11 protein-coding genes are annotated in these 12,971 nt (G+C 71.6%); 4 read left to right on the top strand and 7 right to left on the bottom strand.

Annotated elements, in window-relative coordinates; all coding sequences use genetic code 11:
• Window positions 1-159 (bottom strand): 2-dehydropantoate 2-reductase N-terminal domain-containing protein (locus AC5L35_RS09840; RefSeq protein WP_495059273.1); only part of this gene is annotated, 159 nt, incomplete at its 3' end.
• Between the two features lie 533 nt (window positions 160-692).
• Entirely contained in the window at window positions 693-1,562 is an 870-nt protein-coding gene (locus AC5L35_RS09835; RefSeq protein ID WP_495059235.1) for a polysaccharide lyase family 7 protein, read from the bottom strand.
• A gap of 598 nt (window positions 1,563-2,160) precedes the next feature.
• On the opposite strand from AC5L35_RS09835, the gene AC5L35_RS09830 reads away from it, so the two are divergent.
• From AC5L35_RS09830 to AC5L35_RS09820, 3 genes are all read left to right on the top strand, one after another.
• Window positions 2,161-3,129, top strand: a complete 969-nt coding sequence (locus AC5L35_RS09830; RefSeq protein ID WP_495059234.1) for an alpha/beta hydrolase — start codon at window positions 2,161-2,163, stop codon at window positions 3,127-3,129.
• Window positions 3,130-3,197: 68 nt separating this feature from the next.
• Window positions 3,198-5,381, top strand: a complete 2,184-nt coding sequence (locus AC5L35_RS09825; RefSeq protein WP_495059233.1) for an FUSC family protein — start codon at window positions 3,198-3,200, stop codon at window positions 5,379-5,381.
• Window positions 5,382-5,536: 155 nt separating this feature from the next.
• On the top strand, window positions 5,537-6,577 hold the full coding sequence (locus AC5L35_RS09820) for a MerR family transcriptional regulator (RefSeq protein ID WP_495059232.1): 1,041 nt from the start codon (window positions 5,537-5,539) through the stop codon (window positions 6,575-6,577).
• Between the two features lie 19 nt (window positions 6,578-6,596).
• Here AC5L35_RS09820 and AC5L35_RS09815 read toward each other — a convergent pair whose 3' ends face one another.
• The 3 genes from AC5L35_RS09815 to AC5L35_RS09805 all read right to left on the bottom strand — a co-directional run bounded on the left by AC5L35_RS09815 (window position 6,597) and on the right by AC5L35_RS09805 (window position 10,618).
• Complete coding sequence (locus AC5L35_RS09815) at window positions 6,597-6,950, bottom strand: TetR/AcrR family transcriptional regulator C-terminal domain-containing protein (protein ID WP_495059231.1); 354 nt, start codon at window positions 6,948-6,950, stop codon at window positions 6,597-6,599.
• Between the two features lie 23 nt (window positions 6,951-6,973).
• Window positions 6,974-9,769, bottom strand: a complete 2,796-nt coding sequence (locus AC5L35_RS09810) for a helix-turn-helix transcriptional regulator (RefSeq protein ID WP_495059230.1) — start codon at window positions 9,767-9,769, stop codon at window positions 6,974-6,976.
• 423 nt (window positions 9,770-10,192) lie between these two features.
• Window positions 10,193-10,618 (bottom strand): DUF5313 family protein, encoded by a 426-nt coding sequence (locus AC5L35_RS09805; protein ID WP_495059229.1) that lies wholly within the window; start codon window positions 10,616-10,618, stop codon window positions 10,193-10,195.
• A 56-nt stretch (window positions 10,619-10,674) separates the two neighbouring features.
• Between AC5L35_RS09805 and AC5L35_RS09800 the strand changes: the two genes are divergently transcribed.
• The gene (locus AC5L35_RS09800; protein ID WP_495059228.1) at window positions 10,675-11,211 is read left to right on the top strand and encodes a MarR family winged helix-turn-helix transcriptional regulator; all 537 of its coding nucleotides are present in this window, start codon (window positions 10,675-10,677) and stop codon (window positions 11,209-11,211) included.
• Between the two features lie 9 nt (window positions 11,212-11,220).
• On the opposite strand, the gene AC5L35_RS09795 is transcribed toward AC5L35_RS09800, so the two are convergent.
• Together AC5L35_RS09795 and AC5L35_RS09790 are read right to left on the bottom strand one after the other, a co-directional pair.
• On the bottom strand, window positions 11,221-11,736 hold the full coding sequence (locus AC5L35_RS09795; RefSeq protein WP_495059227.1) for a sigma-70 family RNA polymerase sigma factor: 516 nt from the start codon (window positions 11,734-11,736) through the stop codon (window positions 11,221-11,223).
• 31 nt (window positions 11,737-11,767) lie between these two features.
• The gene (locus AC5L35_RS09790; RefSeq protein WP_495059226.1) at window positions 11,768-12,946 is read right to left on the bottom strand and encodes an acyl-CoA dehydrogenase family protein; all 1,179 of its coding nucleotides are present in this window, start codon (window positions 12,944-12,946) and stop codon (window positions 11,768-11,770) included.
• Window positions 12,947-12,971 lie beyond the last annotated feature (25 nt).

Genomic DNA, 12,971 nt, shown 5'->3' with positions numbered 1-12,971 from the left:
CTCCGCGCGCGCATCCAACCCGTGGGTCGTCCTCAGTTCGTGCAGCCGTGATGTGTCCGTGTCGATGAACGTCACGTCGTGACCAGCGGTCAGGAAACCCCGCCCAGTGGCCACCCCGACGACGCCCGAACCGATGATGAAGATCTTCGATGCCTGCATCTGGCACGCGCCCTTCCATTCTGAAGAACAAATCCGAACCCCTGAGGCAAGCTGGCTCTCGGAGACGATGAAGAGAGCGTTACCAACGGGGATTCGGTCACCAAGCGCTACAACTGCCCCGGCAGGGCCATGCCGAAGAATCAGACTTTCCGCAGGTCAGAGGACACTCGCCGGCTCGAAAATCGTGGTTGATCTACCGTTGACCGCCGCTTGCTACCCAACTGCGCGTCACTAAACCTATGAGGCTAGCCACATCGAGGGATATCTGAAACATCGGCTGACTGTGGCCGCGTCAACACCGATAGGGCAGCATTCCGCTACCGACAGTCAACAAATGCTGATCTACGTCCCACGGCAGATACAAGGGTCGCGCTCGGCATCCGGCGCCATGACGGAAAGTCGTCGATTCTGGTTGCCGCGCGCGACCGCCCGGTTCACCACATCAACTTCCGGAAAAACTTCCAACACTGCGCCGTTGGTGGACATCGGCCGGTTCGGGAGGGTCCGGCCACCCGCGGACCGGACCCAGAACTTCACCCGGCGTGGGCCGCCTGCAGCGAGTAGATGACCACCTCGCCGACGGCATCGGCGTTGTCACCCCTGTCCAGGTTGGACTGCACGTAGCTGCCCGCCTTGAAGTACCAGCCGGACCCGCTCTCCTGGATGTCGGCCTTCCGCTCACCGTTGTAGAAGACCTGCACGCGGCTCCCGGCAGCCTCGATCCGGAGGTCGTACGGGGTGCCGAGGCGGTAGGCCGGGTCGATCACCACCTCGCCGTCACCGTCCTGGTACTCGGCGATCAACCGCTCGCCCTCCAACCGCACCTCCAGGACGTCGTCCTCGGAGTCGTGGATCTGCGCCGCGACCACATCGGGTTTGACCACGGGCAACCGCGTCACGGCCTGCCGGACCGAGAGCGTGTGGGTGCCGGTGCTGTTGGACCAGTCGGCCTTCTGGCCCCCGTTCATCTCGCGCAGTTCCGAACGCGGATAGCTGCTGCCCGAGGTGGTCACCCCACCGGCGTTCGCGGTGAACACAACGCCGTCCCCCGCCTGGTCGAGGTGGAAGTACGGCCCGGCGTAGGTGGCGAGGGCGGGCTGGTAGACCTCGTCCGGGTCGTCCTTCCCGCCCGTCGGCAGTGTCAGGTACCAGTCCGACAGGTCCAGCACCTGGCCCGGATACCGGTTGCCCGCCGGGGGCGCGACACCCGGCTCCGAGGTCTGGGGCGGGGCCGGAACGGCGGTCGGGGAAGGAACTGTCGTCGGCGCGGGAGGTGGGGGCGGCGGGGTCGGGCGTGCACAGCCGGCAACGATGGCGACCGGCACGAGAAACAGTGCCCCGACCGCGAGCATCGGCCGGTTTCCGCGCCGGACACGGCTGCTTCCCACGTCGATCACGTCCACCTTCCGGATCGTCGTCGCGCGGCTTCTCGTCCAGAGATCCAGCCATGGTGACCGGATCTCCGATCACCCTCTTCGCGTGATTCGATCGTGGACCTGGAACACAGCCGAATGCTGTTCCGTATCCGCCGGCTCCGCGGCGCGATGGCCACCGCACCAGTGATACACCGTGATTTCCCGTGGTCGCAAGAAAGCACGGCGCGGCGCCCGGCGAAGCACAGGCCGGCGCCGACCGGCGCACCGGGGCGAGCCGTGCGTCCGGAGCGGGTGCCGCACCCCTCCGGGCCCGGCCGGGCGACGACGAGCGGAGACCGGCCGCACAACGCGCCGGCTCACCGGCAGCAATGCGCCATGGCGGCGCCCGAGATGGCCGCCCCGAATTCCCCGAAATGCCCCGTCTCACCAATTTTCGCCACTCGACACCTCGATTCCCGATTGCTCCCGCCGACCATCTCCGGAGTGATCGACTTCACCCCCTCCCGCTCGGGGGTTCGGATAACATTCCGCGCAATAGAAACTTCGGCGGTGCTTATCAGTCGATGGTGACTTCGCAGCCACTGTCACGCCGGAGCACCGGTCGACCTGTCCTGATGGGTGCCCGATGCCACTTCCCCGCCCGCCGTTCGATCCGGAACTGGAGATGGCGCGCAGCACGCTGCTCGCCGGAGTCCCGTCCTCGATCACCCCGGATATGGTGCAGGCCTCCCGCAGCCGGGTCGCGGGATCGGCGATCCCGATCGAGCGGCTCATCGCCGGCCGGCCGATCGGCGTCAGGCATGCGGACGCTCCCGGCCTGGCCACCGAACCCGATGTCCCCCTTACGGTTCTGCGTCGCCACGACACACCGCAGACCGCACCCGTGGTGTATTTCATGCACGGCGGCGGTTTCCTGTTCGGCGATCGATTCAGTCAGATCGAGTTGGTTCTCGACTGGATCGAACGGCTCGGCGTCGTCGTCGTGACGGTCGAATATCGGCTGGCCCCGGAGAATCCTCATCCCGCGCCGATCGAGGACTGTTACGCCGGGCTGCTCTGGACCGAGCAGAACGCACGCGAGATCGGCGGCAACCCGGACTTCCTCGTCGTGGCGGGGGTCAGCGGCGGGGGTGGTCTGGCCGCGGGACTGGCGCTGCTGGCGCGTGACCGTGGCGGCCCTCACCTGGCCGGACAGCTGCTCATGTGCCCGATGCTCGACGACCGCAACAACAGCCTGTCCGCACGGCAGTTCGCCGGCATCGGGATGTGGGACCAGGTCAGCAACGCCACGGCGTGGGCGGCCCTCCTGGGCGGCGAGCAGGGCACCGACAGCGTCAGCCCGTATGCCGCACCCGCCCGCGCCACCGACCTGTCCGGCCTGCCGGGGGCGTTCGTCGACTGCGGATCCACCGAGACCTTCCGCGACGAGGACGTCGACTACGCCGCTCGGCTGTGGGGCGCCGGCGTGCAGGCCGAGCTGCACGTGTGGCCCGGGGCCTTCCACGGCTTCGACACGTTCCTGCCCGGCGCGGCCCTGTCCGTCGACGCACGCCGGGCCCGGGAGAGCTGGCTGAGACGCCTCATCACGGGCTGAGGCCGGCCGGAGCGTCACCGACCGCGCGGATCCCCGGCAGTCCGTGCTTCCCGTGCAAGACTGACTGGGTGTCCTGGCTTGCGGAGCTCCGCACCAGGTTGACCGGAACCGATCCGGGCCTGGTCCGGCTTCGGCTCGCGGCTATCGGCACGGCCTCGATGGTCCTGGCGACCGTCGTGATGGCCGTGGTGGGCGGCCTCACCGGACAGCCTGTCAGCGTCGTGCTGTTCGCCGCCGTGCTCGCGATGATCAGCAGCATCTCGGTCAACGAGACCGACCTCGGGCGCAGCAGGGTCACCACTGCGCTGATGCTCCTTCCGGCCGTGGCGGCGAGCACGGCCGGGGCGTTGCTGGCGCGTCACCACATCCCGGCCGACGTGGTGTTCGTCGTGGTGATGATGGTCGCGGTGTACGTCCGGCGCTTCGGCCCTCGAGGGTTCGCCCTCGGCATGGCGGGGTTCAACGCGTACTTCTTCACTCAGTACCTACAGGCCACGCCCGCCCAGCTGCCCTGGCTGCTGCTCGCGGCGTGCGTCGGCGTCGGATCGACGCTGCTGCTCCGTGGCGTCCTGTTCGCCGAGCGCCCAGGACGCACACTCGCCCATCAGCTCCGCGCCTTCGACGCCCGCGTCCACGACCTCGTCGGCGCGGTCACCGAGCTGGTGACGGCCGGAACCCCCGAGGTCGACGCGCGGCTGCGGAACGTGCAGCGCAGACAGACGCGGCTCAACGACACTTCGCTGGCGGTGTCGTTGACAGCGGATCGGCCCGGGTCGGAGCTGCCCGGCGGCGGCACGGGAGATGATGTGCCCGGCCACGTACTCGACGTGGAGCTCGCCGCGGAGCGGCTCGCGGTCGCGAGCACCCGCATGGTCATGGCTGACAAGTCACTGCCGGACGACGCGAGCCGCATGCTCCTGGACGGCCTGCGCGGGCTCCTGGCGGCCACCGCCAGCGGCACCCCGTCGGCGATGGTCACCGCACTGCTCGACTGCGCCGAACGCAGCGTCGCGCCCATCGTCGGTGAGACGAAGGGCCACGGCGACCGCGTCCAGCGCGTGGCGTTCGCCGTGACGCGGCTGGCATGGGCGCTCCGGGCGCCCCTGTCCCCGGAGCAGCCCGTCGCCCCTGCCGCGGCCACCGGTCCCGAACCGGACGCCGGTGAGGCCGACGACCACATCCCGGCGCCCGTTGCGCCCTCCGGCCTCCGCCTGACCACCCGCCAGGCCATCCAGGTGGGCGTCGCCACCAGCCTGGCGATCGTCGTGGGCGAGCTCGTCTCGCCCTCCCGCTGGTACTGGGCCGTCATCACGGCCTTCCTCGTGTTCGCCGGCACCAGCAGCCGCGGCGACGTGCTGAGCCGCGGGTGGGGACGCATCCTCGGGACGATCGGCGGGGTGCTCGCCGGAGTCGGTCTTGCGGCCCTCGTCTCGGGTAGCCAGCTGACCGCCCTGATCCTCCTGTTCGTGTGCATCTTCGCCGGGATCTACCTGGTGCAGGTCTCGCCGTCGCTGCTGGCGTTCTGGATCAGCGTGGTGCTCGCACTCCTGTACGGGCTGATCGGGCAGTTCAGCGTGGGCCTGCTGGTGCTGCGGATCGAGGAGACCGCGGTCGGCGCCGCGTTGGGCATCAGCGCTGCGTACCTGGTGCTGCCCAAGCGCAGCCGGGAGGCGTTCGGGGAGGCCCTCGACGCCCTGGTGAACGCGGTCGACGCCGTGCTCTCCACGTCGGTGGACCGCATCGTCGGCCGGCAACCCACCACCTCGTCCGTGGAGCTGTCCCGCAACCTGCACGACGCGCTGGCCACCCTGCGCGCCCGCACCGCGCCCCTCGACAGCCCGCTGCCATGGCGCCGCCAGCGGTCGAGCTACCACCGCACGCTGCAGATGCTGACCGGCGTCGAGCACTACGCCCGCGCCCTGGTCCGGCTCTCCGACGAGGTACGCGCTCCGGACTGGATGACGGTGTGCCCGGCGGCGGAACGCGTCCGGGCCAATCTCGACGGCCTGCGCAACGCGCTGCTCCGCCGCGACGCCGGGGAGATCCGTTCCGCGGAGGACGTGATCGACGCCGCTGAGTCCGACGCGGCCCGCCATCCCGACCCGCCCCGCTCCGGCCTGCTCACCGTCAGCCGGGTACTGCGCCGGACCGACCAGGCCGTGGTCGCGCTCGCGGACGACCTCAAGGCCGCGAACCGAGCCGCGGCTCCGGACCCCACGACCACACCGGAGCCGAGCGGCTCGACGCGGTAGACCACCCTCCCCCCGGGTTGCAGCAAAGCCACGTTCACGCAATCTCGTTGCCGCAACGTGGCTTTGCTGCAAGTTCTGGCCGCTCTTGACCTTGCCCCCGGGGCAGCCCGGACGCTCGTGTCACCGGGCACCGAGCCCGGAACGAGGAGGACGGAGTGGAGCTGCTGACGATCGGGGTGTTCGCCCGGGTGGCGCGGCTGTCGCCGAAGGCGCTCCGGCTCTACGACGAGCTGGGGTTGCTGCGCCCGGCCCGGGTCGATGCGTCGTCCGGGTACCGGTACTACTCGCCCGACCAGCTCGACCGGGCACGGCTCGTGGCCTGGCTACGCCGCCTCGGCATGCCGTTGGCCAGGATCGCGCAGGTCGTCGCGCTGCCGCCGGACGCGGCTGCAGCCGAGGTGTGGGCGTACTGGCGCCAGGTCGAGATCGAGACCTCCGCCCGGCGGCAGCTCGCCACCGACCTCGTCGACCACCTGTCCGGGAAGGACACCACCATGACCGCCGAGAACGCGCTGACCTTGCGGTACGCCACGGCCTGCCACCGTGGCCTGGTACGACCGGCGAACCAGGACGCGGTCCACGCCGACGACGGGCTGCTCGCCGTCGCCGACGGCTTCGGCCCGGCGGACGCACCTTCGGCGAGCGCCGCGGCCGTGGGCGCGCTCGCTCAGGCCGACGTCTCCGCCGGTGCGGTGCTCAACGCGCTCGACGACGCGATCTCGGACGCGGCCGCCGCGGTTCGTGCGGTCGGACCGGAGGCCGGGACCACGCTCACCGCACTGGTCCGGTCGGGATCGCGGCTCGCGCTGGTGCACGTCGGCGACTCGCGGGCCTATCTCGTCCGGGACGGGGTGACGCACCGGATCACGTCCGACCACACGCTCGTCCAGACGATGGTCGAGGACGGCCGGCTGACGCCCGCGGAGGCGGCCTCGCACCCGCAGCGGTCCCTTCTCGTCCGCGCCCTGCATGCGGACGGCCGCCCGGACGTCGAGCTGCGCGAAGCGCGATCCGGCGATCGGTACCTGCTCTGCACCGACGGGGTGCATGCCGTGCTCGGCGAGGAGGTGCTCCACGAGGTGATGCGGGAGCCCGAACCCGACGCCGTGGTCACGCGCATCGTCGAGCACGCCCACGCCCTCGGCGCGCCCGACAACCTGGCGTGCGTGGTGGCGGACGTGGTCGGCACGACCTGAGGCTCGGCACGCTCGGCCGCTATCCCGGAGGGGGGCGGTCGCCTGCGCGGGTGGCGATGAGCAGCTCGACGCCGTCGAGGATGCGCTGCAGGCCGAAGTCCAGAGCCTGGTCCTGCGAGCCGTGGGCAGCCGCCGACTCCAGAGCCGCCGCGAGGGCCGGGAACCGGTCCTCGCGGTGCCGCACGATGGCTGCGAGGACCGGTTCCATCTCCTGTTCGGGCCGCTCGCCGCCCATGGCCGCCCCGTGTTGCGCGATGGTGCGCACGTGGCCGATCAGGGTGACGGCCACGTCGAGCATCTCGCCGCCGTCGAGCCCGGTGCCGTCGAGGGCGGCGACGGCCTGTTCCAGCCAGGCGACCTCGTTCGGACCCATGGCGCGTTCGAGCTGCGGTCCTGCTAGCGGTCCGGCTCGGCACGTCCGTCGGAGCGCAGTGCGTCGCGGAGTGCTGCGCGGGAGGTGATCCCGAGCTTGGGGAAGACCCGGTAGAGGTTGGCCCCGACCGTCCGGTGCGACAGGTGGAGCACGCGGCCGATCTCCTTGTTCGTCAGACCGGTGGCGGCGAGCAGCGCGACCTCACGCTCCTGCACGGTGAGCGACCCCGGCCCGCGCTCGTTCGACGAGCACGCAGCTGCTCCGGCCGCGCGGAGCTCGGCGACCGCCCGGGTCGCCCACGGTCGGGCTCCGAGCCGTTCGAAGGCGTCTAGCGCCGTGGTGAGCTGTACTCGCGCCTCGGCGCCTGCGCGGTCGCGGCGCAGCCGTTCGCCGTACGCGAGGCGCACCCGGGCCAGGTCGAACGGCCAGCGCTCGACACCGCGGACGGCGAGGGCCTGCTCGAACCGGCCTGCGGCCCGATCCGCGGGGGCGGTCATAGCCGCCGCTCCGCGCACCACCAGGGCGAGCCGCGGGGAGAGCGCGGCGATCCCGGCCTCCTCCATCGCTGCGACGTGCGCGACGGCGGCGGCGGGGCGATGGGTACGGATCGCCGATTCGACGAGGTCGATCGCGGACCAGAGTGCGAGCGGGGCACGGGGCGCGAGGGTGCCCGGCGCGCTGATCGCGGCGACGTTCTGGAAGGCCGCCTCCGCGTCGCCCTGACCGAGGGCCGCCAGGGCGCGGGCGCAGCGTGCGTAGGACAGGACGAGCGCCGCCCCGCGGTGCTCGGCCCATCGTGTCATGCGGTCCGCCAGCTCGGTGGCCCGCTCGGCGTCACCCCGGCAGGCGGCGAGGAACGCCTGGCCGAACCAGAAGGGCCACTCGATGAGTCGGTAACCGTGGAGCGCACAAAGTCGAAGGCCTTCGTCGGCGAGCTCCTGTGCCTCGGCCCACCGGCCGGTCAACAGGTCGTCCAGGCACAGGTTGACCGCGGCGGCGATGCCCGAGGTCACCGCCCGGCCCTCGCGTCCGTCACGGACCAGCCGCCAGTGCGGTTCCCGGCACTCGGTCATCCGGTCGAGGAAGAAGGCGGCCCGGCCCGTCCAGATGATCTGGACGGGGTCGCCGACGTCCGAGAGCCCGCTGATGATCGTCTCGACCTCATCGGCCGAGGCCGCCGTGGCCCTGGCCGGATCGGTGAAGGTGGTGGCGCACAGGGTCAGGACCGTCGGCGCCTGCGGTTGCAACCGCTCGACGGCCGCCGTGAGCGGCGCCCACAGCTCGGGACGCCCGTCGCCGACGAAGCACACCAGGAGCAAGGTGTAGAGCGCCTCGATGAGCGCGCGGTCATCGGCGCGGTACTCGCCGCCCTCGGCCTCGATCGCGCCGACCAGGACACGGTGGGCGGTCTCGACGTCGCCCTCTCCGTTCAGCAGCAGGTGAGCGGTGGTGACGGCGGCCTGCAGCGAACCGCCGGAGTCCGGGTCGGCCCGGCGGGCGTCCTCGAGTAGCTGCGGCACGGTGCGCAGCTGCCCCGTCACGTCCGCTCCGACATAGGCCGCCTCGGTCAGTCGGCGGCTGCGGTCGGCACCGGCCGTGCTCAGGTCCGCAGCCTTGAGCATCGCGGCCACCGCACCCACCCCGTCACCGCGGCCGAGCATCCGCTGGGCGGCCAGCTCGAGCAGCCGGGCGACCTGCTCGTCCGCACCGAGCATCGCGTCCGCCAGGTGCCACGCCCGGCGCTCCGGATCGTCGATGAGTGCGTCCGCCAGTGCCCGATGGGCCCAGCGGCGGTCGTCGTCGGTGGCGAAATCCACCACCGTCGACCTGACCAGGGGATGTCGGAAGACCAGCCGGCCGGTCCGCTGGTCGACGCCGACCAACCGGTCCCGCTCCGCCGGCTGCAGGTCACGCAGTGCACGCCCGTGGGCGGCGGCCTGCAGCACACCCAGGTCACCGGTCCCCTCCAGCGACGCAAGGAGCAGCACCCGACGGGTAGCGGCGGGAAGCTCGGTCACGCGGGAGGCGAAGAGCGTGCGCAGCCGCCGGCTCAGCGGCAGGACCGTGGGCAACGCCTCCCGCGCTGTGCGTTGGGCCCCGCTGATCACCGCAGGCAGCTCCAGCAGCGCGAGCGGGTTCCCCTCCGCTTCGGCCAGAACGCGCCGGCGCACCGTGTCGGCGAGGGTCGGGAAGCGGGCACCCAGCAGGCCGGCGGCCGCGTCCTCGTCGAGCGGTCGCAGCTCGTCCCCGGCCAGCCCGCTGCTGTCCAGGAAGCTCACCACCGCTGTGCGCGACGCCGCGAGCAGGCCGACCCGGCTCCCGGCGAGCCGGCGCGCGACGAACCCGAGCGCAGCGATACTGGACCGGTCGAGCCAGTGCAGGTCGTCCACGATCACCAGCAGAGGACGCGGCGAGGCCGCGAGCCGCAGCAGCGCCAGCACCGCGGTGAACGTGGTGAGCCGGTCGGCCGGTGCACCGCCGCCGAGGCCCAGCGCCGCCGACAGCGCGCGGCGGTGCACGGGGTCGAGCCGGTCGAAGTCCTCCGTCAGCGGGATGAGCAGCTGGCTGAGCCCGGAGAACGCCACAGCGGTCTCGAACTCGGCGCCTGCCGCCCGCAGCAGCCGCGTTCCACTCGCCGACGCCCTCTCCGCCGCGGCGTCGAGCAGCACGGTTTTGCCCACGCCGGGTTCGCCCGACAGCAACAGTGCCTCGCCGTCGGTGGCGGCCCGGTGCAGGAAGGACCGGATCAGGTCGAGCTCCCGCTCGCGACCGACCAGACCTCCCGCCACACCCGGCCGGTGAGTGTCGACGTCGACCACCGGCTCGCCCCTCGTCGTCGGACCCCCCGGCGGTCGGGCAGCATACGGCGCTGACCAGGGACGGTCGACCGACTCGGGCCCGCGGACGGCTTCCCGTCCCCGGGTCTCGGCCGTCCGGCGGCACCGGTTGCACCGGACGGACCGCCACCGTGTCAGTCCCGTCGACCGCAGGCGGGGTCAGTGACGTCGGAAGAAGAAGCTCATCGGCGCGATGCCAGATCAACGCGGGTCGGCGGGGCGATCGGTTACCGGGCCCTCCTCGCGGGGGCTGCCGCAGCGCCAGCAGCGGTGCGGAGACTCCGGCGACGGGACGGCGTGGCACTCAGGGCAGAGCTGGTCGAGCCAGCAGACCGGATCGCCACCCTCGGTGGAGTCAGCCGGCACCGGAACTCCCTCCGGGTTGCGCACCCTCTCCCGTGCGGTCTACTCGGTGCCGGGCGAGTTGTCGCCCTGGCGGTACCGCTCGGCGTAGCGCCGGTCCGCCTCGGCGTGTTCCTCAGCGTGGGCGGCGTACCGCACCGACTGCAGGGTGCCACGGGGGTAGCCGGCCTTGCGTGCGCGGTGCTCGGTGGCCTCCTCGAGGTAGGCGACGGCGTAGATCATCCCGACCACGGCACCACCGAGCACCGCGACCAGCCGGACCCACAGCTCGCCGGGCATCAGCACGACGATGGCGGCCGCGAACGGCACCACCTGCACCAGCGAGCGGAGCATCTGTCGCACCTGCCACGTTCCCGTGGTGAGGTCGTGGAGCACCCACCCGCGGTACGCGGTGGGAAGCTTGAAGCCGAAGGCGTACATCAGCCACTGCGCCGGGTTCGGCCGGCGGCGCCGCGTGTCCTCGCCCATGCGCACCCCAATGCTTTGCGCCCCAACATTCATGGCACCAAGGGTACGCTCGGGCCGTGTCCGGAAGACAGGTGCGTGACGCACCCGACGCTGCCGTTCTCGTCGACCCCTTGCAACTCGACCGCCAGGTCTGCTTCGCCCTGTCCGTCGCCGCGCGCACCGTCGTCGCGCTCTACCGGCCGCTCCTCGAACCGATGGGGCTGACCCATCCGCAGTACCTGGTGATGCTCGCGCTGTGGGAGCGTTCGCCACGGTCGGTCAAGGACCTGAGCGGGGCGCTCGCCCTCGATCCCGGAACGCTGTCACCCCTGCTCAAGCGGCTCGAGGCGGCCGGGCTGGTGACCCGAGGGCGGGACCGGTCCGACGAACGGGTCCTGGCGGTCACATTGACCGAGGCCGGTCTCGGGCTGCGGGCCGAGGCCGAGAAGGTGCCCCCGGCGATCGTCTCTCGCCTGGGCATGGAGATCTCGGAACTGGAGGACCTGCACGGAGCGCTCACCCGCGTGATCGCCGCGGCCCGGGAGGCGCCCGACGTTCCGCCGGACGGCGCCTGCGACGCAGCGACCGACCACGGCAGGCGCCCGCATCGGTGACGAGGACGATCACCGGCTCGCGCTGCTCCCCTCGTCCAGCGCGTTCCGCAGTGCCCGCAATGCGTAGTACGTGCGCGACTTCACCGTGCCCGGCGGCACGCCGAGCCGCTCCGCTGCCTCGGTCACCGACCTGCCCTCGTAGTAGACCGCGAACAGGACGTCACGATGCTCGGGTGTGAGCCTGCCCAGCGCGGACATGAGGACGAAGCGCTGCATCGCCGTCTCGACGTCATCGACCCTGGGCCCGTCGTGCAGCAACCTGTCGTCCCATGCGGCCACCGGCCGCAGCGCGTCCGAGCGCCGCAGGTCGGTGACGAGGTTGCGGGCCACGGTGAACAGCCAGCCGCGCAACGCGTCGGAACCCGGGTCCAGGTGGTCGGCCCGCCGCCACGCACGCACCAGCGTCTCCTGCACCACGTCCTCGGCCCGGACCCGGTCCCCGGTCAGCCGCACGACGAAGGCGAACAACGGACCGGCCGCATCGTCGTACAGCGAACGGACGAACCTGTCCGCCTGCGCGGTCACGGGCCGGCCCGTCCGTGGGTGCGCGCCACCGTCAGACGATCGGGCTGGCCGGGTCGAGACCGAGCAGGACCCGACCGGCGAGCTCGAAGTGCATCGGAGCCACGTTGCCGTGCTGCACCGCGGCCATCCCGTCCCGGAAGATGTGTTCGAGCCGGTTGGCGGTGTAGAGGGACGTCGAACTGCCCAGCTCGTACATGGCGACCAGCACCTCACGGCTGACCCGCCCCGCGTGGGCCATGGCAGCGTGCAGGACGCCCCGGATCTCGACGCCGGGCTCCGAGCCGGCCGCGGCCGCCGCGTCCAGGTCACCCGCGGCGGAGAGCAGCAGCAGCTTCGCCGCGCGCAGGGACGCGTCGGCTGCGCCGATCGCGGACTGCACCCGCAGCTGTCCGGACAGGAGGTTGCCGTCCATCCCGCGCTTCTCCCCGACGAGCCGCATCACCTCGTCGACGGCCCCGCGGGCCACCCCGAGAACCACCGCGGCACAGCCGCCGAGGATCAGGCTCGCTGCGGGGATGCGGTACAGGGGACGGTCGATCCGGGCCGGCACGCCCAGCTCCAGCACGGAGTCGGCCGGGACGAAGACGTCGTCCAGCACCACACTGGCGCTGCCCGAACCACGAACGCCGGAGGTGTACCAGCTGTCCAGCACCTGCACCTGGTCCCGGGGCAGGAAGAACACCCGCAGGTCGAGCACGCCCGCATCGGTGAGCCGCGGCTGGTCCCCGTCGTGCACGAGCGCGATCACGGAGATCCACTCGGCGGAGTCGACGCCGGTGACGAGATCCCAGCGGCCGGTGAGCCGGAACCCGCCCTCGACCGGCTTCGCAGGCAACGGCCTGCCGGAGTTGGCCATCATGGGGTCGGGGTCGTGGCCCCAGATGCGGTCGGCCCCTGACTTGGGCAGGTACGCGGCACAGCAGCCGAAGTTGGCGTTCCACACGAGCAGGCCCGTGGAGGCGTCGATCCGGCCGAACTCCTCGTAGATGCCGAGCACGGAGGCCAGCGGGAGTTCGAAGCCGCCCAGCTCCTGAGGGCTGAGCAGCCGGAAGGCGCCGGCCGAGCGCAGCGACTGGACCAGCGTCGGAGTCGCCTTGCGGATCTCGTCGGATCGCTCGCGCTCGGCCTCGATCACCGGCTTGAGCATCGCCGGGAGCTGGACGGGATCGATGTCGAGAGGAGCATGCAGGTAGGCAGCGGAAGTCGTCACACACTGCTGGCGTGAGAACGCCTCT

It is taken from the genome of Pseudonocardia sp. OZ21, from assembly GCF_059359135.1.
Note: the sequence above shows the minus strand (reverse complement) of the source record. Positions and strands in the feature narration are given on the sequence as shown.

Coding starts and splice junctions, on each gene's coding strand:
- AC5L35_RS09815 (WP_495059231.1), bottom strand. CDS start 6,950: ATGGGTCCGAACGAGGTCGCCTGGCTGGAACAGGCCGTCGCCGCCCTC.
- AC5L35_RS09805 (WP_495059229.1), bottom strand. CDS start 10,618: ATGGGCGAGGACACGCGGCGCCGCCGGCCGAACCCGGCGCAGTGGCTG.
- AC5L35_RS09830 (WP_495059234.1), top strand. CDS start 2,161: ATGCCACTTCCCCGCCCGCCGTTCGATCCGGAACTGGAGATGGCGCGC.